27 protein-coding genes are annotated in these 26,625 nt (G+C 74.9%); 5 read left to right on the forward strand and 22 right to left on the reverse strand.

The features are described 5' to 3' along the window. Positions 1-20: 20 nt before the first annotated feature. Genes rbsK through AMK24_RS15325 form a run of 3 tightly spaced genes read left to right on the forward strand, consistent with a single transcriptional unit; the run spans position 21 to position 2,964 of the window. On the forward strand, positions 21-905 hold the full coding sequence (gene rbsK / locus AMK24_RS15315) for a ribokinase (RefSeq protein WP_073769291.1): 885 nt from the start codon (positions 21-23) through the stop codon (positions 903-905). Next, positions 902-2,101 (forward strand): CaiB/BaiF CoA transferase family protein, encoded by a 1,200-nt coding sequence (locus AMK24_RS15320; RefSeq protein WP_073769292.1) that lies wholly within the window; start codon positions 902-904, stop codon positions 2,099-2,101. Before rbsK ends, AMK24_RS15320 begins: the two co-directional genes overlap by 4 nt. Continuing rightward, positions 2,098-2,964, forward strand: coding sequence for an HpcH/HpaI aldolase/citrate lyase family protein (locus AMK24_RS15325; RefSeq protein WP_079190527.1), 867 nt, complete (start codon positions 2,098-2,100; stop codon positions 2,962-2,964). The genes AMK24_RS15320 and AMK24_RS15325 overlap by 4 nt, the downstream gene beginning before the upstream one ends. An 86-nt stretch (positions 2,965-3,050) precedes the next feature. Here the strand turns inward: AMK24_RS15325 and lgt are convergent, their stop codons facing one another. From lgt to hisI, 11 genes are all read right to left on the reverse strand, one after another. Next, a complete protein-coding gene (gene lgt / locus AMK24_RS15330) occupies positions 3,051-4,025 on the reverse strand; it encodes a prolipoprotein diacylglyceryl transferase (protein WP_073769293.1) in 975 nt (324 codons plus the stop codon). Between the two features lie 121 nt (positions 4,026-4,146). Beyond that, positions 4,147-5,064 (reverse strand): thioredoxin domain-containing protein, encoded by a 918-nt coding sequence (locus tag AMK24_RS15335; protein ID WP_073769581.1) that lies wholly within the window; start codon positions 5,062-5,064, stop codon positions 4,147-4,149. Positions 5,065-5,140: 76 nt separating this feature from the next. Then, on the reverse strand, positions 5,141-5,953 hold the full coding sequence (gene trpA, locus AMK24_RS15340; RefSeq protein ID WP_073769294.1) for a tryptophan synthase subunit alpha: 813 nt from the start codon (positions 5,951-5,953) through the stop codon (positions 5,141-5,143). After that, the gene (gene trpB, locus AMK24_RS15345; RefSeq protein WP_073769295.1) at positions 5,950-7,236 is read right to left on the reverse strand and encodes a tryptophan synthase subunit beta; all 1,287 of its coding nucleotides are present in this window, start codon (positions 7,234-7,236) and stop codon (positions 5,950-5,952) included. The genes trpA and trpB overlap by 4 nt, the downstream gene beginning before the upstream one ends. 144 nt (positions 7,237-7,380) lie before the next feature. Beyond that, on the reverse strand, positions 7,381-7,593 hold the full coding sequence (trpM, locus tag AMK24_RS15350) for a tryptophan biosynthesis modulator TrpM (protein ID WP_073769296.1): 213 nt from the start codon (positions 7,591-7,593) through the stop codon (positions 7,381-7,383). 16 nt (positions 7,594-7,609) lie between these two features. Further along, entirely contained in the window at positions 7,610-8,419 is an 810-nt protein-coding gene (gene trpC, locus AMK24_RS15355; protein ID WP_073769297.1) for an indole-3-glycerol phosphate synthase TrpC, read from the reverse strand. A 138-nt stretch (positions 8,420-8,557) separates the two neighbouring features. Next, entirely contained in the window at positions 8,558-9,082 is a 525-nt protein-coding gene (locus AMK24_RS15360; protein ID WP_079190528.1) for a DUF2752 domain-containing protein, read from the reverse strand. A 214-nt stretch (positions 9,083-9,296) separates the two neighbouring features. Further along, a complete protein-coding gene (locus AMK24_RS15365) occupies positions 9,297-9,548 on the reverse strand; it encodes an HGxxPAAW family protein (protein WP_073769299.1) in 252 nt (83 codons plus the stop codon). 114 nt (positions 9,549-9,662) lie between these two features. Continuing rightward, positions 9,663-10,328, reverse strand: a complete 666-nt coding sequence (locus AMK24_RS15370; protein WP_073769300.1) for a TIGR02234 family membrane protein — start codon at positions 10,326-10,328, stop codon at positions 9,663-9,665. Positions 10,329-10,342: 14 nt separating this feature from the next. Continuing rightward, positions 10,343-11,836: an anthranilate synthase component I gene (locus AMK24_RS15375; RefSeq protein WP_073769301.1), complete on the reverse strand. Its 1,494-nt coding sequence runs from the start codon at positions 11,834-11,836 to the stop codon at positions 10,343-10,345. Between the two features lie 9 nt (positions 11,837-11,845). Further along, positions 11,846-12,226 carry a phosphoribosyl-AMP cyclohydrolase gene (hisI, locus tag AMK24_RS15380; protein ID WP_073769302.1) on the reverse strand — a complete coding sequence of 127 codons (381 nt, stop codon included), beginning with the start codon at positions 12,224-12,226 and terminating at the stop codon, positions 11,846-11,848. Positions 12,227-12,310: 84 nt separating this feature from the next. Here hisI and AMK24_RS15385 point away from each other — a divergent pair, with 84 nt between their 5' ends. Continuing rightward, positions 12,311-12,943 carry a TIGR03085 family metal-binding protein gene (locus AMK24_RS15385; RefSeq protein WP_073769303.1) on the forward strand — a complete coding sequence of 211 codons (633 nt, stop codon included), beginning with the start codon at positions 12,311-12,313 and terminating at the stop codon, positions 12,941-12,943. A gap of 40 nt (positions 12,944-12,983) precedes the next feature. Here AMK24_RS15385 and AMK24_RS15390 read toward each other — a convergent pair whose 3' ends face one another. From AMK24_RS15390 to hisD, 11 genes are all read right to left on the reverse strand, one after another. Next, complete coding sequence (locus AMK24_RS15390; RefSeq protein WP_073769304.1) at positions 12,984-14,369, reverse strand: PucR family transcriptional regulator; 1,386 nt, start codon at positions 14,367-14,369, stop codon at positions 12,984-12,986. A gap of 181 nt (positions 14,370-14,550) precedes the next feature. Then, positions 14,551-17,553: a helix-turn-helix transcriptional regulator gene (locus AMK24_RS15395; RefSeq protein ID WP_073769305.1), complete on the reverse strand. Its 3,003-nt coding sequence runs from the start codon at positions 17,551-17,553 to the stop codon at positions 14,551-14,553. Positions 17,554-17,698: 145 nt separating this feature from the next. Beyond that, positions 17,699-18,628, reverse strand: a complete 930-nt coding sequence (bdeA, locus tag AMK24_RS15400) for a bis(hydroxyethyl) terephthalate hydrolase (RefSeq protein WP_073769306.1) — start codon at positions 18,626-18,628, stop codon at positions 17,699-17,701. Positions 18,629-18,833: 205 nt separating this feature from the next. Further along, a complete protein-coding gene (hisF, locus tag AMK24_RS15405) occupies positions 18,834-19,589 on the reverse strand; it encodes an imidazole glycerol phosphate synthase subunit HisF (protein ID WP_073769307.1) in 756 nt (251 codons plus the stop codon). Continuing rightward, entirely contained in the window at positions 19,586-19,993 is a 408-nt protein-coding gene (locus AMK24_RS15410) for a RidA family protein (RefSeq protein ID WP_073769308.1), read from the reverse strand. The genes hisF and AMK24_RS15410 overlap by 4 nt, the downstream gene beginning before the upstream one ends. Beyond that, positions 19,990-20,715 carry a bifunctional 1-(5-phosphoribosyl)-5-((5-phosphoribosylamino)methylideneamino)imidazole-4-carboxamide isomerase/phosphoribosylanthranilate isomerase PriA gene (gene priA, locus AMK24_RS15415; protein ID WP_073769309.1) on the reverse strand — a complete coding sequence of 242 codons (726 nt, stop codon included), beginning with the start codon at positions 20,713-20,715 and terminating at the stop codon, positions 19,990-19,992. Before priA ends, AMK24_RS15410 begins: the two co-directional genes overlap by 4 nt. Beyond that, on the reverse strand, positions 20,715-21,356 hold the full coding sequence (gene hisH, locus AMK24_RS15420) for an imidazole glycerol phosphate synthase subunit HisH (protein WP_073769310.1): 642 nt from the start codon (positions 21,354-21,356) through the stop codon (positions 20,715-20,717). The genes priA and hisH overlap by 1 nt, the downstream gene beginning before the upstream one ends. Before the next feature lie 42 nt (positions 21,357-21,398). After that, positions 21,399-21,566, reverse strand: a complete 168-nt coding sequence (locus tag AMK24_RS34220; RefSeq protein ID WP_199876430.1) for a hypothetical protein — start codon at positions 21,564-21,566, stop codon at positions 21,399-21,401. Next, positions 21,563-22,159 carry an imidazoleglycerol-phosphate dehydratase HisB gene (gene hisB / locus AMK24_RS15425; RefSeq protein ID WP_073769311.1) on the reverse strand — a complete coding sequence of 199 codons (597 nt, stop codon included), beginning with the start codon at positions 22,157-22,159 and terminating at the stop codon, positions 21,563-21,565. Before hisB ends, AMK24_RS34220 begins: the two co-directional genes overlap by 4 nt. Beyond that, the gene (locus tag AMK24_RS15430; protein ID WP_073769312.1) at positions 22,156-23,283 is read right to left on the reverse strand and encodes a histidinol-phosphate transaminase; all 1,128 of its coding nucleotides are present in this window, start codon (positions 23,281-23,283) and stop codon (positions 22,156-22,158) included. The genes hisB and AMK24_RS15430 overlap by 4 nt, the downstream gene beginning before the upstream one ends. Then, positions 23,280-24,629: a histidinol dehydrogenase gene (gene hisD, locus AMK24_RS15435; protein WP_073769313.1), complete on the reverse strand. Its 1,350-nt coding sequence runs from the start codon at positions 24,627-24,629 to the stop codon at positions 23,280-23,282. Before hisD ends, AMK24_RS15430 begins: the two co-directional genes overlap by 4 nt. Positions 24,630-24,848: 219 nt before the next feature. Here hisD and AMK24_RS15440 point away from each other — a divergent pair, with 219 nt between their 5' ends. Then, the gene (locus tag AMK24_RS15440; RefSeq protein ID WP_073769314.1) at positions 24,849-26,450 is read left to right on the forward strand and encodes an oxidoreductase; all 1,602 of its coding nucleotides are present in this window, start codon (positions 24,849-24,851) and stop codon (positions 26,448-26,450) included. Positions 26,451-26,625 lie beyond the last annotated feature (175 nt).

The following is a 26,625-nucleotide window of genomic DNA, read 5'->3' on the forward strand; positions in this document are numbered from 1 at the left end:
CACCAGGAGGCTCTGCGCCCATGACCCGCATCGCCGTGCTCGGCAGCACCAACATGGACCTCGTCGTCCACACGGCCCGCGCCCCCGGCCGCGGCGAGACCGTCACCGGACGGGAGTTCCGGACGGTTCCCGGCGGCAAGGGCGCCAACCAGGCCGTGGCCGCCGCCCGCGCGGGCGGGGAGGTGATGATGATCGGCGCGGTCGGGAACGACGCGTACGGGGCGCGCCTGCGGGACGCCCTCGAACACGCGGGGGTGGACACCGACCTGCTGCACACCGCCGAGGGCCCCAGCGGCACCGCCCACATCGTGGTGGACGACACCGGGTCCAACGCGATCGTGGTGGTCCCCGGTGCGAACGGGTCCGTCACCGCTCTCGGGCCCGGGGAGATCGCGGCGATCGCCGCCTCCGAACTGCTGCTGATGCAGCTCGAGCTCCCCCTGTCCGCCGTCGTCGAGGGGGCCCGCGCCGCTCACGCCCAAGGCGTGCGGACCATCCTGACGCCCTCCCCCGTCCAGTCCCTGCCCGACGAACTCTTCGACCACATCGACCTGTTGGTCCCCAACGAGCACGAGGCCGCCGAGCTGTCCGGGCAGGACGAACCGCACGCCGCCGCCCAGATCCTGCTGCGGAAGGTGCCCGAGGTGCTCATCACCCTGGGCGCGAAGGGGTGCCTGTACGCGGCCCGGGGCGGCGAACCGGTGCTCTTCGAGGCCCCTTCGGTGAGAGCCGTGGACACCACCGGGGCCGGGGACACCTTCGTCGGCGCGCTGGCCGTGGCGCTCGGCGAGGGGCGGCCGGTGGCCGGGGCCGTGGCGTTCGCCTCCTCGGCCGCCGCGCTCTGCGTGCAGAAGCCCGGCGCGTCCACGTCCATGCCCTACCGCCGCGAGATCGAGGCGTCATGAGCGCCACCGCCGCGGGGCCGCTGACCGGGCTGAAGGTCCTCGACCTCGCCACCCTCTTCGCCGGGCCCCTCGCCGCCACCATGCTCGGGGACTTCGGCGCCGATGTGATCAAGGTCGAGCACCCCCGCAAGCCGGACCCCTCGCGCGGGCACGGGCCCGCCAAGGACGGGATCGGCCTGTGGTGGAAGCTGCTCGGCCGCAACAAACGCACCCTGACCCTCGACCTGTCCGCGCCCGGCGGCCGGGACGTGCTGCTCCGGCTGGCCGCCGGGAGCGACGTGATCGTCGAGAACTTCCGGCCCGGCACCCTGGAGCGCTGGGGGCTCGGCCCCGAGGAGCTGCACGCGGTCAACCCGCGCCTGGTGCTGGCCCGGGTCACCGGCTTCGGCCAGTTCGGTCCCTACGCGCACCGCCCCGGCTTCGGGACGCTGGCCGAGGCGCTGAGCGGGTTCGCGGCGATCACCGGGGAGCCGGACGGGCCGCCGACGCTGCCGCCGTTCGGGCTCGCGGACTCCATCGCGGCGCTGGCGACGGCGTACGCGGTGATGGCCGCGCTCGCCGGGCGGGAGAAGACCGGCGCGGGGCAGGTGGTGGACCTGGCGATCATCGAGCCGATCCTCACCGCGCTGGGCCCGCAGCCGCTCTGGTACGACCAGCTCGGCTACGTCCAGCCGCGCACCGGCAACCGCTCCCGCAACAACGCCCCGCGCAACACCTACCGCACCGCCGACGGCCACTGGGTCGCGGTCTCCACCTCCGCCCAGTCCGTCGCGGAGCGGGTGATGCGCCTGGTGGGCCGCCCCGAGCTGATCGAGGAACCCTGGTTCGGGTCGGGCGCCGCCCGGGCCGAGCACACCGAGGAGCTGGACGCGGCGGTCGGCCACTGGATCTCCCGGCACGACCGCGACGAGGTACTGGACGCCTTCGAGAAGGCGCAGGCCGCGGTCGCGCCGATCCACGACGTGCGGGAGGTGATGGAGGACCCGCAGTACCGGGCGCTGGGCACCCTCGCGGAGATCGACGACCCGGAGCTGGGTCCGCTGCGGATGCAGAACGTCCTCTTCCGGCTCTCCGCGACGCCGGGCTCCATCCGGTGGGCGGGCCGACCGCACGGTGCGGGCACCGAGGAGATCCTGGCCGGGCTCGGCTTCTCGGAGGACCGGATCGCCGCGCTGCGGGACCAGGGGGCGCTGTGACCGGCCGGGTGCCGCCGCTCCCCCCGCTGCCGGAGGACTCGCGCGCCGACGCCGCCCGGCCGCCGCTGACCTGGCTGTACGTGCCCGGCGACCGGCCGGAGGTGGTGGCCAAGGCGCTGGGCTGCGGGGCGGACGTGGTGATCGTCGACCTGGAGGACGCCGTCGCCCCGGACCGCAAGGAGTACGCGCGCGCCGCCACCGCCGAACTCCTCGGCGACCGGGTGACCGCGGCCCCCGACGCCGTGCCGGTCCATGTCCGGGTGCACGGCGAGGACGACGTCCGGGCGCTGGCGGGGCTGCCGGGGCTGGCCGCGTTCCGGCTGCCGAAGATCACCCACGCGGTCTCGGTGCACCACGTGGCGGCGGTGGCCCCGGGCGTGCCGCTGTATCCGCTGCTGGAGTCGGCGCTCGCGATCGAGCACGCGTACTCGATCGCCTCGGCCCACCACCGCGTCCACGGCATCGCGCTGGGCGAGGCGGACCTGCGGGCGGACCTGGGCGTACGGGAGGACGCCGGGCTGGACTGGGCACGCGGCCGGGTGGTGGTGGCGGCCCGGGCGGCGGCCCTTCCGCCGCCGGTCCAGTCGGTGTTCCCCGACGTCCGGGACCTGGACGGGCTGTGGACGTCGTGCGGGCGGGGGCGGGCGCTCGGGATGCTGGGCCGGGCGGCGATCCACCCGCGCCAGCTGGAGGTGATCGAACGGGCGTTCCTGCCGACCGCGGAGGAGGTGGAGGCGGCCGAGGAGATCGTCGCGGCCTCGGCGGTGGAGGGGGGCGCGCTGGCGCTGCCGGACGGGAGGTTCGTGGACGCGGCGGTGGTGGCGTCCGCCCGCCGGACGATCGCGCTCGCCGGGCGGGCCTGAGACGGCGGGCCCGCCCGGCGAGCGGGAGGTGTGCGGGTGCGGCCGGGGAGGACGCGGGAAGGCGGCCGTTCCCGGCCGCCGCCCGGTCAGCTCTTCTCGGCCGCCGCTTCGGTGCTTCCGGCGGTGAGGCCCGTGCCCCTCTCCCCCGGTCCGTCCTTCGTGAACGGGTCCTTCTTCGCTCCGGCGTCCTGCGCGGCGGCGTCCGAGCCGGCGGCGCCGTCCTCGTCGGAGGTCTTCGCCGGAGCGTCCCGGTCGGGCTCGACGACCTCCTCGCGGCCCGGCCGCGTCTTCGCGGAGACCACCATGTAGGCGACGGCGAGGACGAAGACGATGATCGCGGTCCACACGTTCAGGCGGAGGCCCAGGATGTGGTGGGCCTCGTCGACCCGCATGTACTCGATCCAGCCGCGCCCGGCGCAGTACGCCGCGACGTACAGCGCGAACGCCCGGCCGTGGCCCAGCGTGAAGCGGCGGTCCGCCCAGATGACGAGCAGCGCCACACCGACGCACCACAGCGATTCGTACAGGAAGGTCGGGTGGTACGTCCCGGCGACCCGGTTGGCGCCCTCGCTGATCTCCAGCGCCCAGGGGAGGTCGGTGGGCTTGCCGTACAGCTCCTGGTTGAACCAGTTGCCCCAGCGGCCGATGGCCTGGGCGATGGCGATGCCGGGGGCCAGCGCGTCGGCCCAGGCCGGCAGGGGGATGCCCCGGCGGCGGCAGGCGATCCAGGCGCCGACCGCGCCGAAGGCGATGGCTCCCCAGATGCCGAGGCCGCCCTGCCAGATCTTGAAGGCGTCGACCCAGTTCTCACCCTCGCTGAAGTACAGCTGGTAGTCGGTGATCACGTGGTAGAGCCGACCGCCGACGAGGCCGAAGGGAACCGCCCAGACGGCCACGTCGGCCACGGTGCCGGCTTTGCCGCCCCGGGCGATCCAGCGCTTGTTGCCGAACCAGACGGCGACGAAGACACCGATGATGATGCAGAACGCGTAGCCGCGGAGCGGGATCGGGCCGAGCTCGATCACGCCGGTCGACGGACTGGGAATGGAGGCAAGGTTCATGGCGAGGTCGACGCTACCCTGCCGGGCGGTGGGTACGGCAAGCCACCCGGCAACGTCTGGGTAACGGGGACCGCCCCGTGGACGGGCCGGGGGCCCGCGGTGAACGGGGCCCTCGGGCCGGTCAGGAACCGGCGGCCGACGACGGGGCGGCGGGGGCGGACGCCCCGTCGTCCGACGGCGTCGGGGCCGCGGACCCGTCGGCCGTGGCCGTCCCCTCCGAGGGGGCGGCCGGGGCGGCGGTGCCCGGCTTCTTGCCCTTGTTGGCCGCGAGGACCCACTTCTTCAGGGCCGCCGGGGAGATCTGTTCGCCGTCCTTGGCCGGGAAGACCGACTCCCCGTTGAGCAGCACGGTCGGCGTGCCCTGGAAGCCGCCCTCGCGGAAGGCCGTGTCGGACTTCTTCACCCAGCTGTCGTGGGCGCCGTCCTCCACACAGCTGCGGAACTCCGGCGTGTCGAGCCCCTGGACCTTCCCGGCCAGCTCGATCAGCCGGCTGTTCCTGCCGTAGGCGTCGTCCGGCTCGGGCGGCTGGTTGCTGAAGAGGACGTCGTGGTAGGGCGCGAACTTGCCGGCGTCCTGGGCGCAGGCGGCGGCGTTGGCGGCGCGCAGCGAGCCGGAGCCGCCGAGGTTGCCGTCGATGATCGTGGCCAGGTGGTACTCCACCTTGACCTGTCCGTCGTTCACCAGCTCCGTGACGGTGTCCCGCAGCGCGTTCTCGAACTGGGCGCAGACGGGGCAGCGGAAGTCCTCCCAGATCGTGAGGGTGGACGGGGCGTCGGCCGCGCCGACCGGCAGGGTCAGGGCGTCCTCGCCGGACGCGCCCGACGGGGCGATGGCGGGCCCGGACGCGGTGTCCTCGCCCCCGTCCTCGCCCACATTGGCCGCGATCAGGCCGACCACGGCGGCCAGGCCGAGCACCCCGGCCACCGCCGAGGCGACGATCAGCGTCCGGCGGCGCTTCTCGCGCCCCTTCTCCTGCTCGCGCTGCCGGGCCAGGCGCTCACGCGCGCTTCTGTTTCCCTCAGGGATCTTGTCGCTCACACCGGGGGAAACGAACCGGGGAGGCGCCTTCGCGCCTCCCCGGCCCACAATCCATCCGTTCGGGTGATGCGAGGGGTCAGCGCTTTCGAACGCCTTCGGCCAGTTCGCCCGCGAGGGAGCGGACGGCGGCGAGGCCGGCGGCCTCGTCCGGGGCGTCCAGCATGGCCTTGACGAACGCCGACCCGACGATCACGCCGTCCGCGAACCCGGCGACCTCGGCGGCCTGCGCCGCGTTGGAGACGCCGAGGCCGACGCAGACCGGGAGGTCGGTGGTGGCGCGGGTGCGCTCCACCAGGTTCTGGGCCTGGGCTCCGACGGAGGCGCGGGTGCCGGTGACGCCCATCAGGGAAGCGGCGTAGACGAAGCCGCTGCCGGCCGCCGTGATGGCGGCGAGGCGGGCGTCCCGGCTGCTGGGGGCGACGACGAAGACGGTGGCCAGCCCGTGCTTCTCGGCGTGCTCGCGCCACAGCGCGGACTCCTGGACCGGCAGGTCGGGCAGGATGCACCCGGCCCCGCCCGCCTCCGCCAGCTCGGCGGTGAACCGCTCCACACCGTAGCGGTCGATGGGGTTCCAGTACGTCATGACGAGGATCGGGACGCCGGTGGCCTCGTGCGCCTCGCGGACCGTGCGCATCACGTCGGCGATCCGGACGCCGCCGCGCAGGGCGATGTCGTCGGCGGTCTGGATGATCGGCCCGTCGAGGACGGGGTCGCTGTGCGGGAGTCCGACCTCGACGATGTCCGCGCCGCCCGCGACCACGGCCTTGACCGCCTCGATGCCGCCGTCCACGGTCGGGAAGCCGGCCGGGAGGTAGGCGATGAGCGCCGCCCGGTCCGCCGCCTTCGCACCGGCGAGAGTGGTGTTCAACAGCTCGATGTTGCCGCTCACGTGGCGTCCCCCTCGATCTCGGCGCGGTCGCTGTCGGCGTCCGCCTCGACGGCGGCGTCGGTGTCGTAGAGCCCGAAGTAGCGGGCGGCGGTGTCCATGTCCTTGTCGCCCCGGCCGGACAGGTTGACCAGGATGAGCCCGTCCGGTCCCAGCTCCTCGCCGAGGTCGAGGGCGCCGGCGAGCGCGTGGGCGCTCTCGATGGCCGGGATGATGCCCTCGGTGCGCGACAGCAGGCGCAGCGCCCGCATGGCCGCGTCGTCGGTGACCGCGCGGTACTCGCCGCGTCCGACGTCCTTGAGGTAGGAGTGCTCGGGGCCGATGCCCGGGTAGTCCAGTCCGGCCGAGATGGAGTACGGCTCGGTGATCTGGCCCTCGTCGTCCTGGAGGACGTAGGAGCGCGACCCGTGCAGGATTCCGGGCTCCCCGGCGGTGAGGGTGGCCGCGTGCTCGCCGGTCTCCACCCCGTGCCCGGCGGGTTCGCAGCCGATCAGGCGGACTCCGGCGTCGGGGATGAAGGCGTGGAAGAGGCCGATGGCGTTGGAGCCGCCGCCGACGCAGGCGACCGCCGCGTCCGGGAGGCGGCCGGTGCGCTCCAGGAGCTGGCGGCGGGCTTCGACGCCGATGACGCGGTGGAAGTCGCGGACCATCGCCGGGAAGGGGTGCGGGCCCGCGACCGTGCCGAAGAGGTAGTGCGTGCGGTCCACGTTGGCGACCCAGTCGCGGAACGCCTCGTTGATGGCGTCCTTCAGGGTCCGCGAGCCGGACTTCACGGCGACGACCTCGGCGCCGAGCATCCGCATCCGGGCGACGTTGAGCGCCTGGCGCCGGGTGTCGACCTCGCCCATGTAGATGGTGCAGTCGAGGCCGAAGAGGGCGCAGGCGGTCGCGGTGGCGACGCCGTGCTGGCCGGCCCCGGTCTCGGCGATGACCCGCGTCTTGCCCATGCGCTTGGTGAGGAGCGCCTGGCCCAGCACGTTGTTGATCTTGTGCGAGCCGGTGTGGTTCAGGTCCTCGCGCTTGAGGAAGATCCGGGCGCCGCCCGCGTGTCCGGCGAAGCGCGGGACCTCGGTCAGCGCGCTGGGGCGGCCGGTGTAGTTCACCATCAGCTCGTCGAGCTGGGCGGCGAAGGCGGGGTCGGCCTTGGCCTTGTCGTACTCGACGGCGACCTCGTCCACGGCGGCGACGAGCGCCTCGGGGATGAACTTTCCGCCGTACGCGCCGAAATAGCCCTCGGCGCTGGGGATCAGACCCTCGGGGTCCGGGATGAAGAAGTCGGACGACATGCGACGTGCTCCTTGGCATGGCAACGGGTGGGTTCACCGTATGCGCCGGGCAGCGGGCGCCGCCGCGACCGGTCTGCGGTCACGGCGGTGCGGTCGTACGTACGAGAGGGAACGGGGGTGGTGCGGTACGTCGGCCGGGGCTCGCTACAGCGCGGTCCCCGGGCGCCATCGCATCCCGTTGACCTGGCCGGGCTCGTCCCCGATGACGTACCGCACGCGCCGGCCGAGCACGCGCCGGGCGGGGGCGCGGCAGCCGCGCGGCCGGCACCCGCGCGCCAGCGGGGCGTGCGGATCGCGGGCCGGGGCCCCGGCGGCGCCGAGGCCCGGCCGGGTGCGGTGCGGGGGACGGTCGGGCATGGTCGGACGCTCCGGGTCAGCCGCGGCCGTGGCGGAGCGCCGGGTGGGCGCCGGCGGCGACCAGGTCGGCGACGGCGGTCCGCGGGTCGCGGCCGGTGACCAGGGACTCGCCGACCAGGACGGCGTCGGCGCCGGCGTTGGCGTACGCGATCAGGTCGTGCGGGCCCCGGACGCCGGACTCGGCGACCTTGACGATGTGGTCGGGGATCTCGGGGGCGACGCGCTCGAAGGTGGAGCGGTCGACCTTGAGGTCCTTCAGGTTGCGCGCGTTGACGCCGATGATCCTGGCGCCGGCGTCCACGGCGCGCTCCGCCTCCTCCTCGTCGTGCGCCTCGACCAGCGGGGTGAGTCCGATCGACTCGGCCCGCTCGATCAGGGAGACCAGGGCCTCCTGGTCGAGGGCGGCGACGATCAGCAGGGCGAGGTCGGCGCCGTAGGCGCGGGCCTCCCACAGCTGGTACGAGGTGACGATGAAGTCCTTGCGCAGGACCGGGACGTCGACCTTGGCGCGGACGGCCTCCAGGTCGGCCAGCGAGCCGCCGAAGCGGCGCTCCTCGGTGAGGACCGAGATGACGGACGCGCCGCCCGCCTCGTAGTCCGCGGCGAGCGCGGCGGGGTCCGCGATGGCGGCCAGGGCCCCCTTGGACGGGGAGGAGCGCTTGACCTCGCAGATGACGGTGACGCCCTCGCCGCGCAGGGCGGCGACTCCGTCCTTGGCCTGGGGGGCGCGCGCGGCGCGCTCCTTCAGCTCGTCGAGGCTGACGCGCGCCTGCCGCTCCGCGAGGTCGGCGCGAACGCCGTCGATGATCTCGTCGAGCACACTCACGCGAGCGGCCCCCTTCCGGAACGGTGATGAGGGAACAGGATCAGCCGTACCGATGGTATCCGCAGCGGGGCCCGGGGCCCGCATCCGGCCACGTCCCGTCCCACTACCTGGGCACCGGGGAGGAGCGGCCCGGCCGTTTCATGGGGCCAGTGCCGAGCCGAACGGCAGATTCCGGACGACGGTGAAGACCGCTAGGACGGCTCCCACGGCCCACCAGTGGACGGGGGCGAGGCCGATCCTCAGCGGGCGGCCGCGCCAGGCGCGTACCAGCCACAGCGCCCAGAGGGCGGCGAAGAGGAAGTAGCCGGCGGTGGCGATCGCGTTGGCGGAGAACGCCGCGCCGAGATCGCCGGTGACGAAGGCGTGGGCGCTGCGCAGTCCGCCGCAGCCGGGGCAGAGGATCCCGGTCAGCCTGAGCAGCGGGCAGACGGGGTAGTGCCCGGCCTCGTTGGGGTCCACGGCTCCGACGTAGGCGAAGGCCCCGGCGACCGCCGCGAGGATGCCCGCCGGGACCGCGAGGCGGCGGAGGCGGGAGGGGTGCACCGGCGGCGGGACCGGCCGGCCCTGCGCGAAGCCTGCGGCGCAGGGGCCGGGGTGCGGGGCCTGCCGGTCCGGCGCGGCGTACGGGGCCGCCTCCGGGATCGGGCAGACCGTCTGCGGCATGGTCCCGGGGCCGGGGCTTTGCGGGGCGGTCTCCGGGCGGGCCGGGCCGGGGCCGGTCCCCGGCGGCGGGGCGGCGCCGGGGGACGGCTGGGCTGCTGAGGGGGTTGGCGAGGCGTCCACCCGCCGATTGTCCCCCGAGGACGCGGAAAGGCGCGGCCCGGCAGCGGGTCGCGCCTTTCCGCGTGTCGGTCGCCGGGACGGGCCGGCGGCCGGGTCAGTGGGAGGCCTGCGCCTGTCCGGCACGCGCCCGGGCCTCTACCATCTCGGCCGACTCCTTCGGCATGCCGAGGCCGGCCGCCTTCATGGCGAGGCCCACGAGGCCACCGGCGAAGATCACGGCGACACCGACCCAGAAGCCGAGCGGGTTGGCCGCGACCATGAAGACGCCTGCGACGCAGAAGCCGATGAACGAGATGATGACACCGGTCCAGGCGGCCGGGGTGTGTCCGTGGCTCGTGCCCGCCATGAGTTGCTCCTCGTTGGTGTTGCGCAGTGGGTGACGCTGATACGTGTGGCCGCCGCCCGGGGGACGGCTCGTTTCCCATTGTCCCGTACGGGGCGGCGGGAGGTGAGCCTGGGGTCACCCGCGCGTCGGGTCCTCGCCCCGGTCCAGGGCCTTCCACAGGTCCTCGGGGCGGTCCGGGGCGGGGGCCGTGCGGGACGCCCTGCCGGGGCGGGGGGCGCCGTCGCGCTCGTACTTCCCGGACATGGCGGGCCAGCGGGCGCCGTGGCGCAGGGCGAGGAGCCCGGCCAGCAGGATCAGCACGCCGCCGGCCGCCGTGACGTAGGGCCAGCCGGTGTGGCTGAGGGCGTCGATGGTGGCCGCGGTGTCCCCGGTGGTCCTGGCGGCCTCCTCGTCGAGGGCCGCGCTGTCGGACGCGCCGGTCCACGCGCTGACGGCGGCTCCGAGGCCGCTGAGGGCGAGCAGCGCGGCCACGATCCGGCGGGCCGCGCCGCGTACGGCGAAGACGGCGACGAGGGCGGCGAGGCCGACGACGGCCAGGGCCGCCGGGACGCCGGTGACGTCCCGGCCGTCGACGGAGAGCGGGAGGGCTCCGCCGCCGGTGGCCGCGTCGCCCTCGGCCCAGGTCTGTCCGGAGGCGAGGAGGACGACGGTCGCGCCGGCCGCGCCGAGGAGCAGGGCGGCCGCGAGGCTGCGGCGGCTCCCCGCCCGGTCGGACGCGGCGCCGGGCGCGGGGTCGGCGGTTCGGGGCTGGGGTACGGGGGCGGCACTCACGCCTTCCACTATCCCCTACCGGTTCAGCGGTCGTGGAGCCGGTTGGCCGTGTGGACGGCGCGGAGCACGGCCGCCGCCTTGTTGCGGCACTCGGTGTCCTCGGCGACCGGGTCGGAGTCGGCGACGACCCCGGCCCCGGCCTGCACGTACGCGGTGCCGTCGCGCAGGAGGGCGGTCCGGATGGCGATGGCGGTGTCGGAGTCCCCGGCGAAGTCGAGGTAGCCGACGCAGCCTCCGTACAGTCCGCGGCGGCTCGGCTCCAGCTCCTCGATGATCTGCATGGCGCGCGGCTTGGGGGCCCCGGAGAGGGTGCCCGCGGGGAAGCAGGCGGTGAGCACGTCGAAGGCGGTGCGGTCCTCGGTGACCCGGCCGGTGACGGTGGAGACGATGTGCATCACGTGGGAGTAGCGCTCGATCGACATGAAGTCGACGACCTCCACGCTGCCCGGTTCGCAGACCCGCCCCAGGTCGTTGCGGCCGAGGTCGACGAGCATCAGGTGCTCGGCGCGCTCCTTGGGGTCGGCGAGCAGTTCCTCGGCGAGCGCCTGGTCCTCCTGGGGGGTGGCGCCCCGGTGCCGGGTTCCGGCGATGGGGTGGACCATGGCCCGGCCGTCCTCGACCTTGACCAGGGCCTCGGGGCTGGAGCCGACCACGTCGAATCCGTCGAAACGGAAGAGGTACATGTACGGGGACGGGTTGGTGGCCCGCAGCACCCGGTAGACGTCGAGGGCGCTCGCGGTACAGGGGGTCTCGAACCGCTGGGAGGGGACGACCTGGAACGCCTCGCCGGCCCGGATGCGCTCCTTGATGTCGACGACGGCGTCCTGGTAGGCGTCGCCGCCCCACCGTGCGGTGCAGGGGGGCAGTTCGGAGGGGGGCAGGACGGCGGGGGCGTTCTCGACCGGGCGGCGCAGGTCCCGTTCCATCGCGTCGAGGCGGGCGACGGCGTCCGCGTACGCCTCGTCGACGCCGGTGTCGAGGTCGTTGTGGTTGATCGCGTTGGCGAGCAGCAGGACGGCGCCGTCCCGGTGGTCGAGGACGGCGAGGTCCGAGGTGAGGAGCATGGTCAGCTCGGGCAGCTGCAGGTCGTCGCCGCCGTGCTCGCCGATCTTCTCCAGCCGGCGGACGACGTCGTAGCCGAGGTAGCCCACCATGCCGCCGGTGAACGGCGGCAGGCCCAGGTCGCTCACCAGGTCGCGCGGGGTGTGCAGGGTCTCGACGGTGGCGCGCAGCGCCTCCAGCGGGTCGCCGCCGAGGGGGACGCCGACGGGCGCGGCGCCGAGCCAGTGGGCCTCGCCGTCACGGGCGGTGAGGGTGGCGGCGCTGCGGACGCCGATGAACGAGTAGCGCGACCAGGTCCGGCCGTTCTCGGCGGACTCCAGGAGGAAGGTGCCGGGGCGTTCGGCGGCGAGCTTGCGGTAGAGGCCGACGGGGGTGTCGCCGTCCGCGAGGAGGCGGCGGCTGACGGGGACGACGCGCCGGTCGACGGCCAGCTTGCGGAAGGTGTCGAGATCCATGGCCGGACCCTAACCGCCGAGGAGGGGCAGGACGTCGGCGTCGAAACAGGTGCGGTCGCCGGTGTGGCAGGCGGCGCCGGTCTGGTCGACCCTGACCAGCACGGTGTCGGCGTCGCAGTCCAGGGCGACGGACTTCACGTGCTGGACGTGGCCGGAGGTGTCGCCCTTGACCCAGTACTCCTGGCGGCTGCGCGACCAGTAGGTGCAGCGGCCGGTGGTGAGGGTGCGGTGCAGCGCCTCGTCGTCCATCCAGCCGAGCATCAGCACCTCGCCGGTGTCGTACTGCTGGGCGATGGCCGGGACCAGGCCGTCCGCGCCGCGCTTGAGGCGGGCGGCGACGGCGGGGTCGAGGCTGCTGGCGGGCGGCGTGGCGCCGGGCGTGCTCGTCATGGACCCATTGTGCCGTGGGCGGGAACGCCGTCCGGGCCGGCGTCCACTGGGCGGACGCCGGGTGGCGGTCGTACGCTGGCGGACATGTCGACCCATGCGAAGCGTGAACGTCTTCTGCTCGCCGATCTGTTGGAAGCGGCCGGGCCCGGGGCTCCGACCCTGTGCGACGGCTGGAAGACCCGCGATCTGGCCGCCCACGTGGTGGTCCGCGAACGCCGCGCGGACGCGGCGGGCGGGCTGCTGGTGGGGGCGTTGAAGGCCCGGCTGGAGCGGGTGCAGGCGGAGTACGCGGCGAAGCCGTACGAGGAGCTGATCCAGCTGATCCGGACCGGTCCGCCCCGGTTCTCCCCGATGTCCCTCAAGCAGATCGACGAGGCGGCGAACACCGTCGAGTTCTTCGTCCACACGGAGGATGTGCGCCGGGCCCAGCCGGACTGGTCGCGCCGCGAGCTGGACCCGGTCTTCTCCGACGTGCTCTGGTCCCACATCGAGAAGACCTCCCGGCTGCTGGGCCGCCGGTCCCCGGTGGGGCTGGTGCTGCGTCGGCCGGACGGCCGGACGACGGTGGCGCACAAGGGGGTGCCGGTGGTGACGGTGACCGGGGAGCCCGGCGAGCTGCTGCTGTACGCCTTCGGCCGGCAGGACTCGGCGGACGTCCAGGTGGAGGGCGAGGAGGCGGCGGTGGAGCGGCTGCGGATGGCGGAGCTGGGGATGTAGTCCCGGGCCGGCGGGCCGGTCCGGCGCGGTGAGGCGCGCTTCACGCGCCGCGCAGCCGCCGCGCGGCCAGGGCGAGGGAGATCTCGACCGCGTCGCGGGGGCGGGTGAGGCAGCGGCCGGTGAGCTGTTCGAAGCGGCGGAGGCGGTTGAGGACGGTGTTGCGGTGGCAGTAGAGCCGCGCACCCGCCCGTTGCGCCGAGCCGTCCGCGTCCAGCCAGGCGGTGAGGGTCTCCACGATGACGTCGCGGTCGGCGGGGTCCAGCCGGTCCAGCGGCCCCAGCACCCGGTCGGCGAGCGCCCCCGCGAGGTCGGGGCAGGAGACGACCAGGGCGTCCGGGAGGTGTTCGTCGAGCAGGACGGCGCCCCCGGTCGCGGGGCAGGCGCGCAGCGCGGTCTCCGCCGTCCGCCGGGCCTCGCCGAGCGCGGCCAGCCCCTCGACGGCGGAGCCGATCCCGGCCCGGACACCGGGCGGTACGTCGAGCCCTGCGGCCAGCGCGCTCAGCTCGCCGGGCTCTTCCGTCAGCGGCAGGATCGCGAACTCGGCGTCCGGGCCCGGGTGCCAGAGCGGTGCCGCGCCCGCGGCGGCGGGAAGCGGAAGCGGAGGCCGGACGGCGGAACCGGACCCGCCCGGCGCGGCCCCCGACCCGTCCGGCCCGCTCCCCGGTCCGTCCGGTACGGCCCCCGGGGCGTCCGGGGTCGCGGGCGCCGTTCCGCGGCCGGGGCCGGCGGCCACGGCGAGCACCGCGTACCGGCCCTGTTCCGGCAGCCCCAGCATCGCGGACGCCTCCGCGAGGTCCGCGATCCGGGCGGTCCCGTCGAGCAGGGCGGCGACCATGAGCCGCTGCCGGTTCCCGCGCCGCCAGGCCAGCCGCCGCTCGGCCTGCCGGTAGGCGTCCGCGACGATCCCGCAGTGTTCGTCGACGAAGTTCCACACGTCGGCCGCGACATGGACGAGCAGCCGGACGTCGTCGGCGTCGCGTCGCGCGGTCTCGTCCACGAGGCCCTGCCAGACCATCGCGCCGCCCATCCGGAAGGCGTGCAGGACCGCGTCGAGCGGTACGCCCTGCTCGGCGCGGATCTCCCCGATCCAGCGGGAGGTGCGGTGGGCGGGCTCGCGGAACTCGCGGGGCTGGAGCAGCGAGCCCACGTTGTGCCGCAGCGAGTGGTGCACCTCCTGCCAGACCTCGGCCCGGGCGGAGTCGATCGCCGCCCGGTAACCGGGTTCCTGGGCGTACAGGGCCTCGACGAGCCGGTCGGTGAGGGCCGGGAGCGAGGCGACGAGGACCCGGGCGGCCCGGTGCAGCACCTGGACGGCCTCGCGGTCGGCCAGCGACCGGAAGCGCTCCGGCAGCGACGGCACCGGCGGCTGCGGCGCCGGGGGCCTTCCGTGCGGCGGGACGATCCGCTGACGTACGACCTGGGGCATGGCGGCCTCCACCCGGATTCGGCCGGCCGCGCGAACGGCGGGCCCGGCGCACGGAGCGCCCGGCCCGGCGGGCACGAGCGCGGCGAGACGATCCTGACGCCCGCAGAATGGCATACCGCCCAGTCGGTACCTAGGGGTCTGCGCGGAACTCGTCATCACGGTCCGGCAACCTCCCGGTGGCTCAGGGGCGCAGCAACCGGGCCAGTTCGGTACGGGAGCGGATGCCGAGGGCGGCGAAGACGTTGCGGAGGTGGTGGTCGACGGTGCGCGGGCTGAGCGAGAGGCGCAGCCCCACCTCGCGGTTGGTGGCGCCCTCGGCGACGCAGCGGGCGATGCGCTGCTGCTGCGGGGTGAGCGCGGCCAGCGGTTCGCCGCCCGCCTCCCGCGGGTTCCCGGCCGGCTCCCCCGCCGCCCGCAGCTCCCCGGCCGACCGGTCCGCCCAGGCGCGGGCCGAGCAGCGCTGGAAGGCCACCAGGGCGTCGCGCAGCGGCCCGCGCGCCTCCCGGGTGCGCCGGCGGCGGCGCAGCCACTGCCCGTACAGCAGCTGGGTGCGGGCCCGCTCGAAGTCGCCCTCGGCCCGGCCGTGGTGGGCGAGGGCCTCGGCGTAGCGGGCGTCGGCCTCGTCGGCGGGGGCCAGCAGGGCGCGGCAGCGGGCCAGTTGGGCGGGGGCTCCGGGATCGGCGGTCCGCGCCGCCCAGGAGGCGAACGCGTCGACGGCGGCGTGCAGTTCGCCGGCTTCCTCCGGCAGCCGTCCTCCCAGCACCGCGGCCTCGACCCAGCAGGGCACGGCGAGCGTCCGGACGGCGAAGTGGCCCCGGCCGGGCCCTGCTCCGATCAGGGGGGCGAGCCGGGCGGCCGCGTCGCCGGGCCGCCCGGACGCCAGGTCCGCGCGGGCCCGTGCCCAGGTGGCGAGGGTGGCGGCCTGGGCCAGCCCGTTCGGCGCCGCCCCGGCCAGCGCGGCGTCCGCGTGTGCGGCGCACGCCTCGGCGGGGCCCTCCACCGAGGCGGCGAGAGCGAGGACGGCGTGCAGTTGGGCGGAGGCGTTGGGCTGCCCCGCGCGGCGGGCGGCGTGCAGCCCCTCCAGCGCGTGGGCCCGCGCGCCGGCGTGCCGCCCGGCCCGCAGTTCGGCGTAGGCGAGGTGTTCCAGCGCCTGGGGCAGCAGCGCGTCGGGCCCCTCCGTCCGTACGGCGGCGAGCGCCCGGGCCCCCGCGCGGCAGGCGGCGGCGAGGTCCCCGAGCACCAGCCCCGCGACCCCGGCCCGCAGCAGCCCGGCCGGGCCGCCGGGGCCTCCGGCGGGGCCGAGGCAGCGGCGGAGCCGGGCGTGGCCTTCGGCGGTACGGCCCTGGAGCACGGCGGCCATACCGGCCCGGTAGTCCTCCAGGCCCTCCTCCGCCGGGGCGCGGGAGAGGCGGCCGAGGGCGTCGAGGTAGCCGAGCGCGTCCCCCGCCGCCCAGGCGGCCTCGGCCGCTTTGAGGAGGGCGTCGGCCGTCCGGGGGTCGTGGGGGTCGAGCAGTCCGGCCGCGGCGAGCAGGGCTTCGTGGGCGTCGGCGGCGGGCCCGGAGCGCAGGGTGAGCATGCCGTGGACGTAGGACGCCAGGCCCCGCGAGGCCCCGCCCGGCCGGGCCGCCGCGCCGGCCGTCCGGGGCCCGGTCCTGGCCAGCAGGGCGCGGGCCCGGGCCGGATCGCCCGCCAGCCCCGCTTGTTCGGCCGCGGCGGCGAACCGGGCCGCCCGCAGCGCCGGTTCGGCGGAGAGCAGAGCGGCGCGGACGAGGGCGGCGGAGCGTTCGGCGTGCGGCCGGGGGGAGGCGGCGGCCGCCTCGATCCGGGCGGCCAGCACGGGGTCCGGCCCCGCCGCGGCACAGGCCCGCTGGACGAGCGCGGCGAGGGGCGCGGGGGCGGGGCCGTCCGGCAGGTCCGCGGGAGCCGTGGCATCCGGCGGCCGGGAGGCCGCCGTTCGGGCCCCCCGGCCGGCGGCGGGCCCCGGCTCCCCCGCCGCCCCCCGGGAGGCCGGGGAGCCGGTGGGCCGACCGGGGGTCCGGCCGCCGGTGGGGTGTGTGGAGGCCCGGCTTCCGGCGCCGCCCGCGCGGGTCCGGCCGGAAGCGGAGTCTGCGGGCAGCCGGTCCGCGGCCTCCGCCAGCAGGGCCGCGAGCAGTTCGTGGGCGGCTCGGCGGTGGGCCCGGGGGGCGTGGCGGAGTACGGCGCGGGCGATCAGGCGGTGGGAGAAGTGGACGCGGTCGCCTGCCCGTTGGAGGAGGCCCCCGGTGCCGGTGAGGCCGGAGAGCGCCCGGTCCAGGAAGGCCGGGGGCAGCCCGTGGCGGGCGCCCGCGCGCAGCAGGAGGAGGGCGTCCGCCCCCGCCCCGCCCGGCTCGTGCTCCTGGGCCGCCGCGGCGAGCAGGAGCAGGGTGCGGGCCGGGGCCGGGAGGCCGTCGAGGCGTTCGGCGTGGGCGGCCAGGACCGCTTCGCCGCCGGGCAGGGGGTAGGGCAGCGGAGCCCTTCCGGCCAGCTCGTCCGGGGTGAGGCGGCGGGTGAGCCCGACGAGCAGAGAGGGGTTCCCGGCCGCCTCGCCGAGGAGTTCGGCGCGTACGACCGGGTCGAGCCCTTCCGTACCGGCGCCCGGGGTGAGTCGGTCCAGGAGCGCCGAAGCCGCCTCCGCCTCCAGCGGCCCCGGGCGGAGCGTGGGCAGTCCGGCGAAGAGGCCGGTCCCGTCGGCGGCGGTGAGCAGGACGGCGGTCCGGCTGCCCGCGCCCGCCCCGTGGGCCGCGGAGACCAGGGCGGCCCGGGGCGCCCGGTCCCAGGCGTGCGCGTCGTCGGCGCAGACGAGCAGGGGCCGCCCGCCGCCCGGTGCGTACGGCTCCCGCGGCTCCCGCAGCCGGGCGGCCAGCGCCTCCGGCGTGATGACGGGGCACGGGGCGGCGGGCTGCGGGGCGAACAGTCCGTCCGGCCCCTCACCGGCCGCGGACCGGTCCGCCCGGGCGGCGGTCGCGTACAGCACGGGGCCCCGGCCCCGGTGCGCTTCGGCGGCGGCGCGCAGCAGGGCCGTACGGCCGAGCCCGGGTGGCGCGGCCAGGACGAGCGCTCCTCCACCGCCCTGCCACGACGCGTCCAACAGGCTTCTTACGGCGGCGAGTTCATCGTTCCGGCCGTACAGCCGGCCCGGACTGCGCACGGTCGTCGATGAGGTCACACCGGCACGGTACGGTCGGGCCGGCGGGCCGGGAAGCGCCCCGTCCGGATAGTGCGCGAGGACGCCCCGGCGCGGTGCGCCCGCCCAGTGCGGGCCCTGCCGCGCTGTGCCGGAGCACAGCGCGGCAGGGGTGGCGGGGTCCGGGCTAAGCGGTGTGCGGGCAGGTGCCCCGGTACTCCGCGATGGTCAGGCTCGGTGCGGGCAGCGGGCAGAGGAACTGCTCGTAGCGGGTGTCGTCGTCGATGAACCGCTTCAGCCAGGAAATGCTGTACTTCGCGATCGTCGTGTTGGAGGTGTTCGGCGTGAAGTGCGAGGCGCCGCGCAGCTCCAGGTACGCCTTGTCGAGCGAGCCGGGCAGCGACTCGTAGAACGGTTCGGAGTGCGTGGCGACGGGCGCGACCGTGTCGCCGTCCGCCCCTACCACGAGGGTGGGCGTGCGCAGTTCGGGCCAGGTCTTGTCGGTGTTCCAGCCGGTCAGCGGGATCGCCGCCTTCAGCGAGGTGCGGCTCTTCGCGGCCTCCAGGCTGCCGCCGCCGCCCATCGAGTGGCCCATCACCCCGAGCCGGGAGGCGTCGACCCGGGCCCGTACCGAGCTGCGCTGGGTCAGGTAGTCCAGGGCGGCGAGGAGCTGGCGGCCCCGGCTGTCCGGCTGGTCGAGCGTGGTGATGGTGTCGATGGTGAAGACCACGAAGCCCTGGGAGGCCAGGCGCGGCCCGAGCCAGGCGATGGAGGACTCGTAGGCGGTGAAGCCGGGCGAGACGACGACCGCGCCGAAGGTGCCGTCGGCGGTGGAGGTCGGGTAGTGGATGGTGCCGCCGCCGAACCCGCTCACCAGGAGGGAGGAGACGGAGGTCTGCGAGGTGGCGTAGGGGCCGCGGCTCGCCTCGATGGAGGCGTTGGTGGGCGCCGGGCCCCGCTCGTAGGGGTTGTCGGCGGCCTGGGCGCCCGGGGCCAGGGCGGTCATCAGGAGGCCGGCGGTGGCCGCGCCGGCGGTCGCCAGGCCCGTCACCGTACGGAAGCGGCGGGGGCGGGAGGGGCGCGGGGGGAGGGTGCCGGAGGGGAGGTGCTGCTGCACGGGGGGGTCCTCTCGGTGGTGGCGGACCGCACCACGCGCGGGTCTGCGGCCCCTCGTCCGAGGGCGCGGGGACGCGCGGCGTGGCGGCGGCCGGCGTTCGTGTCGCCGGCGTCCGCCACTCTCGCCCCGCCCGCCGGGGACGCGCATCGGCGGTATCACCGGTCTCGGTGGACCGGTGACACCGCTCGTACCGCTCGGCCGCGGTTCAGCGGACCGGGTGGCCCGCCTCCCGCAGTGCGTCCTTGACCTCGGAGATCCGCAGGTCGCCGAAGTGGAAGACGGAGGCGGCGAGCACCGCGTCGGCCCCCGCCCCGATCGCCGGGGCGAAGTCGGCGAGCCGGCCCGCGCCGCCGGAGGCGATGAGGGGGACGGAGACGTGTCCGCGCACCGCCTCGATCATCTCGGTGTCGTAGCCGTCCTTGGTGCCGTCCGCGTCCATCGAGTTGAGCAGGATCTCCCCCGCGCCCAGTTCGGCGGCCCGGTGGGCCCATTCGACGGCGTCGATGCCGGTGCCCTTGCGGCCGCCGTGAGTGGTGACCTCGAACGTGCCCCGCGAGGTGCGGCGGGCGTCGACCGAGAGCACCAGGACCTGGCGTCCGAAGCGTTCGGCGACCTCGCGGATGAGGTCGGGGCGGGCGATGGCGGCGGTGTTGACGCCGACCTTGTCCGCCCCGGCGCGCAGCAGTCTGTCGACGTCGTCCGCGGTGCGGACGCCGCCGCCGACCGTGAGCGGGATGAAGACCTGCTCGGCGGTGCGGCGCACCACGTCGTACGTCGTCTCGCGGTCGCCGCTGGAGGCGGTGATGTCGAGGAAGGTCAGTTCGTCGGCGCCCTCGGCGTCGTACAGCTTGGCCATCTCGACGGGGTCGCCCGCGTCGCGCAGGTTCTGGAAGTTGACGCCCTTGACGACCCGGCCGTTGTCGACGTCCAGGCAGGGGATGACCCGTACGGCGAGGCTCATCGCGCGCCTCCCCGGTACGCCTCGACCTCGACCTCGACGACCAGGCTCGGGTCCACGAAACCGGACACGATGATCATCGACGCGGCGGGGCGCACGGCGTCGAACAGCTCCTTGTGGGCGCGGCCGACCTCCTCCACGTCCCGGGCGTGCGTGATGTACATCCGGGTGCGGACGACGTCCTCGCGGCCGAGGCCCACCTGCTCCAGCGCGGCGAACGCGACGTCGAAGGAGGTGACGGCCTGCTCGTACGGGGAGCCCGCGGCGATCTCGCCGTTGACCACGGAGGTGCAGCCGGCCACCAGGACGAGCCCGTTGGGCAGTTCGACGGCGCGCGAGTAGCCGAACTTCTCCTCCCAGGGCGCACCGGTGGAGATCCGGCGTACGGAAGGGGCGGCCCCGCTCATGCGGCGACCGCCTTGAGCGCCTCTTCCAGCGTGAACGCCTTCGCGTACAGCGCCTTGCCGACGATCGCGCCCTCGACGCCCTCGGGGACGAGGAGGGAGATGGCGCGGAGGTCGTCGAGCGAGGAGACCCCGCCGGAGGCGACGACCGGGCGGTCGGTGGCGGCGCAGACGTCGCGCAGCAGGCCCAGGTTGGGGCCCTGGAGGGTGCCGTCCTTGGCGATGTCGGTGACGACGTAGCGGGCGCAGCCCTCGGAGTCGAGACGGGCCAGGGTCTCGTACAGGTCGCCGCCGTCGCGGGTCCAGCCCCGGCCGCGCAGGGTGGTGCCGCGGACGTCGAGGCCGACGGCGATCTTGTCGCCGTGCTCGGCGATGACCTTGGCGACCCACTCGGGGGTCTCCAGGGCGGCGGTGCCGAGGTTGACGCGGCGGCAGCCGGTGGCGAGGGCGGCGGCGAGGGAGGCGTCGTCGCGGATGCCGCCGGACAGCTCGACCTTGATGTCCATGGCCCCGGCGACCTCGGCGATCAGGGCGCGGTTGTCGCCGGTCCCGAAGGCGGCGTCCAGGTCCACCAGGTGCAGCCACTCGGCGCCGGCGCTCTGCCAGGCGAGGGCGGCCTCCAGCGGGGAGCCGTAGGAGGTCTCGGAGCCGGACTCGCCGTGGACGAGGCGGACGGCCTGGCCGTCGCGGACGTCGACGGCGGGGAGCAGTTCAAGCTTCGGCATTACAGCGTCTCGATCCAGTTGGTCAGCAGCTGGGCGCCGGCGTCGCCGGACTTCTCGGGGTGGAACTGGGTGGCCCACAGCGCGCCGTTCTCGACGGCGGCCACGAACCGTTCGCCGTAGGTGGACCACGTGACCCGGGGGGCCCGGATCTTGGCGTTGGTGACTTCGAGGGACCAGTCGTGCGCCGCGTAGGAGTGCACGAAGTAGTAGCGCGCGTCGGCGTCCAGGCCGGCGAAGAGCCGGGAGTCCTCGGGGGCCTCGACGGTGTTCCACCCCATGTGGGGGACGACGTCGGCCTTGAGGGGGCCGACCGTGCCGGGCCATTCGTCCAGGCCCTCGGTCTCCACGCCGTGCTCGACGCCGCGCTCGAACAGGATCTGCATCCCGACGCAGACGCCCATGACGGGGCGTCCGCCGGAGAGCCTGCGGCCGACGATCCAGTCGCCGCGGGCCCGCTTGAGCCCTTCCATGCAGGCGGCGAACGCTCCGACGCCGGGGACGAGCAGTCCGTCGGCGGCCATCGCGCGGTCGTAGTCGCGGGTGATCTCGACGTCCGCGCCGACGCGGGCGAGGGCCCGCTCGGCGGAACGGACGTTGCCGAAGCCGTAGTCGAAGACGACGACCTTCTTGGTGTCGGTCATGCCATGGCCTTCTTGTCGTACTCGCTGATCACGTGCCCGCCCTCAGTCCCACAGTCCCTGGATCCGCAGGATGCCCGCCACCAGGCACATCACGGAGCCGATCGACAACAGCACGATGACGCCCTTGGGCATCCCCTGCTTGGCGAAGGAGTAGACGCCGCCGGCCAGGAAGAGGCCGACGACGATCAGGATGGTGTTGAGGCCGTTCACAGGGCGCCCTTCGTGGAGGGCAGGATGCCGGCGGCGCGCGGGTCGTGCTCGCTGGCGTAGCGCAGGGCGCGGGCGAGCGCCTTGAACTGGCATTCGACGATGTGGTGGGCGTTGCGCCCGTACGGCACGTGGACGTGCAGGGCGATCTGCGCCTGGGCGACGAAGGACTCCAGGATGTGCCGGGTCATCGTCGTGTCGTACGCGCCGATCATCGGCGCCATGTTCTCGGGCTCGGTGTGCACGAGGTAGGGGCGGCCGGAGAGGTCGACGGTGACCTGGGCGAGCGACTCGTCCAGCGGGACGGTGCAGTTGCCGAAGCGGTAGATGCCGACCTTGTCGCCGAGGGCCTGCTTGAAGGCGGCGCCGAGGGCGAGGGCGGTGTCCTCGATGGTGTGGTGGCTGTCGATGTGCAGGTCGCCCTCGGTCTTGACGGTGAGGTCGAAGAGGCCGTGGCGGCCGAGCTGGTCGAGCATGTGGTCGTAGAAGCCGACCCCGGTGGCGACGTCGACCTTTCCGGAGCCGTCGAGGTTGATCTCGACGAGCACGGAGGTTTCCTTGGTGGTGCGTTCCACGCGGCCTGTGCGGGGGCTCATGCGTCGTGCTCCTTCTTCAGTTCGCGTACCGCATCGAGGAACGCGTCGTTCTCTTCGGGGGTGCCGGCGGTGACCCGCAGCCAGCCCGGTACGCCGTTGTCCCGGACCAGGACGCCCCGGTCGAGGATCTGCCGCCAGACGGCGTGGCTGTCGTCGAAGCGGCCGAACTGGACGAAGTTGGCGTCCGATTCGGTGACCTCGTAGCCGATGGCGCGCAGCTCGGCCACCAGCCGGTCGCGCTCGCCCTTGAGCTGCGCGACGTACCCCAGCAGCGTATCGGTGTGCTCCAGGGCGGCGAGCGCGGTGGCCTGGGTGACGGAGGAGAGGTGGTAGGGCAGCCGGACCAGCTGGACGGCGTCGACCACGGCCGGGTCGGCGGCGAGGTAGCCGAGGCGGAGCCCCGCCGCGCCGAACGCCTTGGACATGGTCCGGGAGAGGACCAGGTGGCGGCGGCCCTCGATCAGCGGGAGCAGCGAGGGGTGATGGCTGAACTCGCCGTACGCCTCGTCCACCACGACGATCGAGGGCCGGGCGGCCTGCGCGGCCTCGTACAGGGCGAGGACGGTCTCGGCCCGGACGGCGGTGCCGGTGGGGTTGTTGGGCGAGGTGATGAAGACGACCTCGGGCCGGTGCTCGGCGATGGCGGCGCGGGCGGCGTCCACGTCGATGGTGAAGTCGTCGTTGCGCGGCCCGGAGATCCAGCCGGTGCCGGTGGACCGTGAGATCAGGGCGTGCATGGAGTACGAGGGCTCGAAGCCGATCGCGGTGCGCCCGGGTCCGCCGAAGGTCTGGAGCAGTTGCTGGAGGACCTCGTTGGAGCCGTTGGCGGCCCAGACGTGGGCGGCCGTGACCTCGTGGCCGGCGGTCCGCGTCAGGTAGCGGGCCAGTTCGGTGCGGAGTTCGACGGCGTCCCGGTCGGGGTAGCGGTTGAGGCCGCGGGCGGCTTCGCGGACGCGTTCGGCGATCCGCTCGACCAGGGCCTCGGGGAGCGGGTAGGGGTTCTCGTTGGTGTTGAGGCGTACGGGGACGTCGAGCTGGGGCGCTCCGTACGGGGACTGGCCGCGCAGTTCGTCGCGGACGGGCAGTTCGTCCCGGGCGTCGCGGGGCGAGGGGTCGTTCGTCACTGCTGCGGGACCTTCCAGCCACGGTGTTCGTCGAGTTCGCCTTCGGCGAAACGTGCCTTGAGGGCGGCGCCGTGGGCGGGGAGGTCCTCCGCCTCGGCGAGGGCCACGACGTGGTGGGTGACCTCGGCGAGCGCGTCGCGGGTGTAGTCGACGATGTGGATGCCGCGCAGGAAGGACTGCACGGACAGGCCCGAGGAGTGGCAGGCGCAGCCGCCGGTGGGCAGGACGTGGTTGGAGCCGGCGCAGTAGTCGCCGAGGGAGACCGGGGACCAGGGGCCGACGAAGATCGCCCCGGCGTTGCGGACCCGGTCGGCGACGGCGGCGGCGTCGGCGGTCTGGATCTCCAGGTGCTCGGCCCCGTAGGCGTCGACGACCTTGAGGCCGTCCTCGATCGAGGAGACCAGGACGATCGCGGACTGGCGGCCGGCGAGGGCGGGCCCGACGCGGTCCTCGACGTGCTTGGTCGCGGGGACCTGCACGGCCAGCTCCGCCTCGGTGGCGGCGGCCAGCTCCTCGGAGTCGGTGACCAGGACGGCGGCGGCCATCGGGTCGTGCTCGGCCTGGCTGATCAGGTCGGCGGCGACGTGCGCCGGGTCGGCGGTGGCGTCCGCGAGGATCGCGATCTCGGTGGGCCCGGCCTCGGCGTCGATGCCGACGCGGCCCTTGAGGAGGCGCTTGGCGGCGGCGACGTAGATGTTGCCGGGGCCGGTGACCAGGTTGACCGGGGGGCAGTCCCCGGTGCCGTACGCGAACATCGCGACGGCCTGGGCGCCGCCCGCCGCGTACACCTCGTCGACGCCGAGCAGGGCGCAGGCGGCGAGGATCGTGGGGTGCGGGAGGCCGTCGAAGTCCTTCTGCGGCGGGGAGGCGACGGCGACGCCCTCGACGCCCGCCTCCTGGGCCGGGACGACGTTCATCACGACGGAGGAGGGGTAGACCGAGCGGCCTCCGGGGACGTAGAGCCCGACGCGCTCGACGGGAACCCACTTCTCGGTGACGGCGCCGCCGGGGACGACCCGGGTGGTGTGCGTGGTGCGGCGCTGTTCGCGGTGGACCAGGCGGGCGCGGCGGATCGACTCCTCCAGCGCCGCCCGGACGGCCGGGTCCAGCTCCGCCAGGGCGCGGGTCAGGGCCTCGGCGGGCACCCGTACCGATGCGATCCGGACACCGTCGAACTTCTCTCCCCACTCGATCACCGCCGCGGAACCACGATGGCGTACGTCCTCGCAGATGGGCCGCACCGTCTCCAGGGCGGCTTCCACGTCGAACTCGGCACGGGGCAGCAGGTCGCGCAGGGCTCCGCCCTCGGGGAGGGCGTCACCGCGCAGATCGATTCGAGAGATCACACGGCAATTCTCTCAGACCGCCCGGAGCGGCCGGGCGTCCGTATCACTGGCTGATACCGGCCGTCCGCACCACTGGCCGATACGTGTCTCGGCCATGTCCGGCCGTCACCGCCGACCGCGGGCTTCCACGGCGTCACGGACGGGAATAACGGTTCTACAGCGTGTATGCACCACGAAGGCATGACGGCACGACAGCATGTGTGCACGGAGGGAGCGGCCGTGACCGAGCCGCACGAGGGCGACATCCCGGACGGCCTCAGCGCAGCGGAGCTGGGCATGTGGCAGTCCTTCCGCAACGGGACGACCTACGACTTACGGACCTACGACCCGGCCCGCAACGACCCGTTCGCCCCGCACGCCTGGGGGCCGGAGCGGAGCGTCGGCGCGCGCACGGTGGCGCGGCTGCTGCTGGACGGCCCGCCCGCCCGGCCCGGCCGGGTGGCGGCGCTGAAGCTCCGGGGGGTGCGGATCACCGGGAAGCTGGACCTGGCGGGCGGCCGGGTCTCTCCGTACGTGGAGCTGACCGGCTGCCGCTTCGAGCAGGAGGTGGTGCTCCCGGAGTGCCACTTCACGACGTTGCGGCTGGTGGGCTGCGCGCTGCCCCGGCTGGAGGCGGCGCGGCTGCAGACGGAGGGCGATCTGCATCTGCCGCGCTGCCGGGTGGACCGGGGCATCCGCCTGACCGACGCCCAGATCGGCACGGATCTGCTGATCAACCAGCTCAGCGTCGGCCCGGACCGGCACGGGCGGGCCGTCGTCGGGGACGGCATGACGGTCGCGCAGGACCTCCAGGCCGAGATGGTCGAGACGCTGGGCGAGCTGAGTCTGCGCGGGGCGAAGGTGGGCGGTTCGCTGTCCCTGCGCGGCAGCCGGCTGCGCGCGGCGGAGGACCGCAGGGCGCTGAACGCCCCGCAGCTGACGGTGGAGCGCACGCTCTACATGACCGAGGCGTGGGTGAGCGTCGACACGGGGAACCAGGGCACCACCCCCCCGTACGGCGTGGTCTACGCCCCGACCCCGGCGCGCGGCACCCGGTCGCAGATATTCGAGTGCCGGGGCGGGGTGCGGCTGGACGACGGGCGGTTCGGGGACGCGGTGGACCTGCACAAGGCCCGGTTCACCATGACGCGGCAGGAGGAGCTGTCGCTGCGCAGGATCGTCACTCCCGAGCTGCGGTTCAACGCGGAGCGCCCGGAGGAGGGCCGGGTCGTGCTGAACGGCGCGAAGGTGGTGACGCTGATCGATCTGTCGACGAGCTGGCCGGGGCCGGGCGGTCTCGCGATGGGCGGTTTCGTCTACGAGAACCTGGTCCCCTACGGCCATTTCCCGCTCTCCCGGCGGCTGGAGTGGGTGCAGGCCGCGACGCCGGAGTACGTCCCCGAACCCTACGAGCGGCTGGCCACGGTGATGCGGAGCTGCGGGGAGGACGCGGACGCGCGCGAGGTGCTGCTGGCCAAGCAGCGCCGCCGCCGCGAGACGCTGCCGCCCGCCGCGAAGGCGTGGGGGTACCTCCAGGACTGGATGGTGGCGTACGGCTACCGGCCGGGGCGGGCGGCGGTGTGGATGGCGGTGCTGTGGGCGGCGGGCACGGCGGCCTTCGCGCAGCACGACCCGCCGTCGATCAAGGGGTCGGAGCATCCGCAGTGGAACCCCGCCCTGTACGCGCTGGATCTGCTGATCCCGGTGATCAACCTCGGGCAGGACGGCTACTGGCGGATGGAGGACGCCTGGCAGTGGGCCGCTGCCGGTCTGGTGCTGGTGGGATGGGTTCTGGCCACCACGGTGGCGGCGGGGGCCTCCCGGATGCTGCGCAGAGGTTGATCCGGCGGGCGTCCCGCCGGGCGTGCGGCGCCCGGCGGAAGGCGGCCCGCCCCCGCGGTCACGGGCGGCCGGGGCCGGGGGCCGGCCGCCGGCGCCCGGTGGCCGACGGGACGTACGAGCATCACACAGAGGTGCGATCAAGCCATCCGCAACCGTTTCCTTTGCCCTTTCTTGA

The sequence above is a fragment of the Streptomyces sp. CB02366 genome (genome assembly GCF_001905905.1).
GTDB lineage: Bacteria > Actinomycetota > Actinomycetes > Streptomycetales > Streptomycetaceae > Streptomyces.

Bases quoted from the DNA above. Each gene is read 5' to 3' on its own strand.
- AMK24_RS15320 (WP_073769292.1), top strand. From the start codon at position 902: ATGAGCGCCACCGCCGCGGGGCCGCTGACCGGGCTGAAGGTCCTCGAC.
- lgt (WP_073769293.1), bottom strand. From the start codon at position 4,025: ATGAACCTTGCCTCCATTCCCAGTCCGTCGACCGGCGTGATCGAGCTC.
- rbsK (WP_073769291.1), top strand. From the start codon at position 21: ATGACCCGCATCGCCGTGCTCGGCAGCACCAACATGGACCTCGTCGTC.
- trpM (WP_073769296.1), bottom strand. From the start codon at position 7,593: ATGCCCGACCGTCCCCCGCACCGCACCCGGCCGGGCCTCGGCGCCGCC.
- AMK24_RS15390 (WP_073769304.1), bottom strand. From the start codon at position 14,369: ATGCCCCAGGTCGTACGTCAGCGGATCGTCCCGCCGCACGGAAGGCCC.
- AMK24_RS15365 (WP_073769299.1), bottom strand. From the start codon at position 9,548: ATGGCGGGCACGAGCCACGGACACACCCCGGCCGCCTGGACCGGTGTC.
- AMK24_RS15385 (WP_073769303.1), top strand. From the start codon at position 12,311: ATGTCGACCCATGCGAAGCGTGAACGTCTTCTGCTCGCCGATCTGTTG.
- hisB (WP_073769311.1), bottom strand. From the start codon at position 22,159: ATGAGCCCCCGCACAGGCCGCGTGGAACGCACCACCAAGGAAACCTCC.
- trpB (WP_073769295.1), bottom strand. From the start codon at position 7,236: ATGTCGTCCGACTTCTTCATCCCGGACCCCGAGGGTCTGATCCCCAGC.
- AMK24_RS15360 (WP_079190528.1), bottom strand. From the start codon at position 9,082: ATGCCGCAGACGGTCTGCCCGATCCCGGAGGCGGCCCCGTACGCCGCG.
- AMK24_RS15410 (WP_073769308.1), bottom strand. From the start codon at position 19,993: ATGAGCGGGGCCGCCCCTTCCGTACGCCGGATCTCCACCGGTGCGCCC.
- hisH (WP_073769310.1), bottom strand. From the start codon at position 21,356: ATGACCGACACCAAGAAGGTCGTCGTCTTCGACTACGGCTTCGGCAAC.
- hisF (WP_073769307.1), bottom strand. From the start codon at position 19,589: ATGAGCCTCGCCGTACGGGTCATCCCCTGCCTGGACGTCGACAACGGC.
- priA (WP_073769309.1), bottom strand. From the start codon at position 20,715: ATGCCGAAGCTTGAACTGCTCCCCGCCGTCGACGTCCGCGACGGCCAG.
- AMK24_RS15375 (WP_073769301.1), bottom strand. From the start codon at position 11,836: ATGGATCTCGACACCTTCCGCAAGCTGGCCGTCGACCGGCGCGTCGTC.
- hisI (WP_073769302.1), bottom strand. From the start codon at position 12,226: ATGACGAGCACGCCCGGCGCCACGCCGCCCGCCAGCAGCCTCGACCCC.